Origin of the sequence: Streptomyces sp. NPDC005899, assembly GCF_040629645.1 — a bacterium.
Lineage (GTDB): Bacteria > Actinomycetota > Actinomycetes > Streptomycetales > Streptomycetaceae > Streptomyces.
Window position 1 is genome coordinate 1 of record NZ_JBEXWB010000551.1, and the last position, 2804, is coordinate 2804.

Here is a 2804-nt window from a genome sequence, read left to right on the forward strand (position 1 = left end):
GCTTCCGCGGGACGCCCCCGGCCCCGGCGTGCGATCGTTGCCGGCAGCCGTGCGTGACCTGTGTCTCCAGTGGTTCCCTGGCGCCAGAAAACTAACAGCGCTAGTTTGGGCCGGGACGGCATCGGCAGCGGACGCGGAACGCGGCACGCGAGAGGCAGGACGCGCCGCGGACCGCGCGCGACGAGCGACGCACGGCTTCGGCGGCAGGCACAACGAGCCCGGGAGGGGCAGTCATGAAGGCGCATGACGGGATGTACATCGGCGGCACGTGGCGGCCGGCCGCCGGCCAGGACACGATCGCGGTCGTGAACCCGGCGGACGAGCAGGTCATCGGCCACGTGCCGGCGGGCACCGCACAGGACGTCGACGACGCGGTGCGCGCCGCCCGCGCCGCGTTCCCCGGATGGGCGGCGACCCCGCCCGCCGAGCGCGCGGCGCGGCTCGCCGCCCTGCGAGACGTGCTGGCGGCGCGCCGGGGGGAGATAGCCGAGACCGTCACCGCCGAGCTCGGTTCACCGCCCGCGCTGTCGCAGGTGGTCCACGCGGGTGTGCCCGTGCTGGTCGCCGGCTCGTTCGCCGAACTCGCCGGCACGTACGCCTTCGAGGAGAAGCTGGGCAACTCGACCGTCCTGCTGGAGCCCGTGGGCGTCGTCGGCGCGATCACCCCCTGGAACTACCCGCTGCACCAGATCGTCGCCAAGGTGGCCCCCGCGCTCGCCGCCGGCTGCACCGTTGTCCTCAAGCCCGCCGAGGACACCCCGCTGACCGCCCAGCTGTTCGCCGAGGCCATCGAGGAGGCGGGCCTGCCGGCCGGCGTCTTCAACCTCGTCACCGGTCTCGGGCCGGTCGCCGGGCAGGCGCTCGCCGAGCACGAGGGGGTCGACCTGGTCTCCTTCACCGGCTCGACCGCGGTCGGCAGGAAGATCGGAGCCACGGCGGGCGCGGCGGTCAAGCGCGTGGCCCTGGAACTCGGCGGCAAGTCCGCGAACGTCATCCTCCCCGGAGCCGACCTCGCCAAGGCGGTCAACGTCGGCGTCGCCAACGTGATGTCCAACTCCGGCCAGACGTGCAGCGCGTGGACCAGGATGCTGGTGGACGCCGAGCGGTACGAGGAGGCCGTGGCCCTCGCGGCGGCCGCCGTCGCCAAGTACGTCCCCGGCGAGCGGGTCGGGCCCCTGGTCAACGCGAAGCAGCAGGCCCGGGTGCGCGGCTACATCGAGAAGGGCATCGAGGAGGGCGCCCGCCTGGTCGCGGGGGGCCCCGAAGCGCCCAAGGAGCAGGGTTACTACGTCAGCCCCACCGTGTTCGCCGACGTGACGCCCGCCATGACCATCGCCCGGGAGGAGATCTTCGGCCCGGTGCTCTCGATCCTGCGCTACGAGGACGTGGACGACGCCCTGCGGATCGCGAACGACACCGTGTACGGGCTGGCCGGGGCCGTGTGGGCGGCCGACGACGCCGAGGCCGTGGCCTTCGCCCGCCGCATGGACACCGGGCAGGTGGACATCAACGGCGGCCGGTTCAACCCCCTGGCGCCGTTCGGCGGATACAAGCAGTCCGGTGTGGGGCGCGAGCTCGGGCCCCACGGCCTCGCCGAGTACCTCCAGACCAAGTCCCTCCAGTTCTGAGCCCCCAGCCCGCCCCTCCGGCCCTATCGAGGAGTCTGTTCGTGGTCCGCGCCGCCGTACTGCCCGCCGTCGGAGCTCCTCTGGAGATCACCGACATCGAACTCCCGGAGCCGGGCCCCGGCCAGGTGAGCATCCGCCTCGCCGCCGCCGGTGTCTGCCACTCCGACCTGTCCCTGTCGAACGGCACCATGCGCCTGCCCGTCCCGGCCGTGCTCGGGCACGAGGGCGCCGGCACGGTGCTGGCCGTCGGCGAGGGCGTCACGCACGTCGCCACCGGCGATCCGGTCGTCCTCAACTGGGCGCCGTCCTGCGGGAACTGCTTCCACTGCGGGATCGGCGAGATCTGGCTCTGCGCCGACGCGCTCAAGGGTGCCGGGAACATCCACGCCCGTACGGCCGGGGGCACGGAACTCCATCCCGGGCTGAACGTCGCGGCCTTCGCCGAGGAGACCGTCGTCCCCGCCAACTGCGTGCTGCCCGCCCCGGCCGGCATCCCGCTGGACGACGCCGCCCTGCTCGGCTGCGCCGTCCTGACCGGGTACGGGGCGGTGCACCACTCCGCCCGGGTCCGTGAGGGCGAGAGCGTCGTCGTCTTCGGGATCGGCGGGGTGGGCCTCGCCGTCCTGCAGTCGGCGCGCCTCGCGGGCGCCTCGCGGATCATCGCCGTCGACGTGTCGCCGGAGAAGGAGGAACTGGCCCGGCGGGCCGGTGCCACCGACTACGTCGTCGCCTCCGACACCACCCCGCGTGCCGTCCGCAAACTCACCGGCGGCCAGGGCGCGGACGTCGCCGTGGAATGCGTGGGACGCCCCGCCACGATCCGCGGTGCGTGGGAGTCCACCCGCCGCGGTGGCCGCACGACCGTCGTCGGCATCGGCGGCAAGGACCAGGTGGTGAGCTTCAACGCCCTGGAGATCTTCCACTGGGGCCGTTCGCTCACCGGCTGCGTGTACGGCAACAGCGACCCCGCCCGGGACCTGCCCGTGCTGGCCGGGCACATCCGCGCCGGCCGCTTCGACCTCTCCATGCTGGTGACGGAGCGCATCGCGCTGGACGGTATTCCGGCGGCCTTCGAGAACATGATCGCGGGCAAGGGCGGACGCGCGCTGGTCGTGTTCCCCCACGCGGAGACCGACGCGGCCTCCTGACCCGGGGCGCCCGCCCGCGCGGGGCCGG

Annotated in this window: 2 protein-coding genes; both read left to right on the top strand. The window is 73.7% G+C overall.

All coding sequences use genetic code 11. The features are described 5' to 3' along the window. Window positions 1–233: 233 nt before the first annotated feature. Window positions 234–1628: an aldehyde dehydrogenase family protein gene (locus ABZ371_RS31290; RefSeq protein ID WP_358686034.1), complete on the top strand. Its 1395-nt coding sequence runs from the start codon at window positions 234–236 to the stop codon at window positions 1626–1628. Window positions 1629–1669: 41 nt separating this feature from the next. Beyond that, on the top strand, window positions 1670–2776 hold the full coding sequence (locus tag ABZ371_RS31295; protein WP_358686036.1) for a Zn-dependent alcohol dehydrogenase: 1107 nt from the start codon (window positions 1670–1672) through the stop codon (window positions 2774–2776). Window positions 2777–2804 lie beyond the last annotated feature (28 nt).

Bases quoted from the DNA above. Each gene is read 5' to 3' on its own strand.
- ABZ371_RS31290 (WP_358686034.1), top strand. From the start codon at position 234: ATGAAGGCGCATGACGGGATGTACATCGGCGGCACGTGGCGGCCGGCC.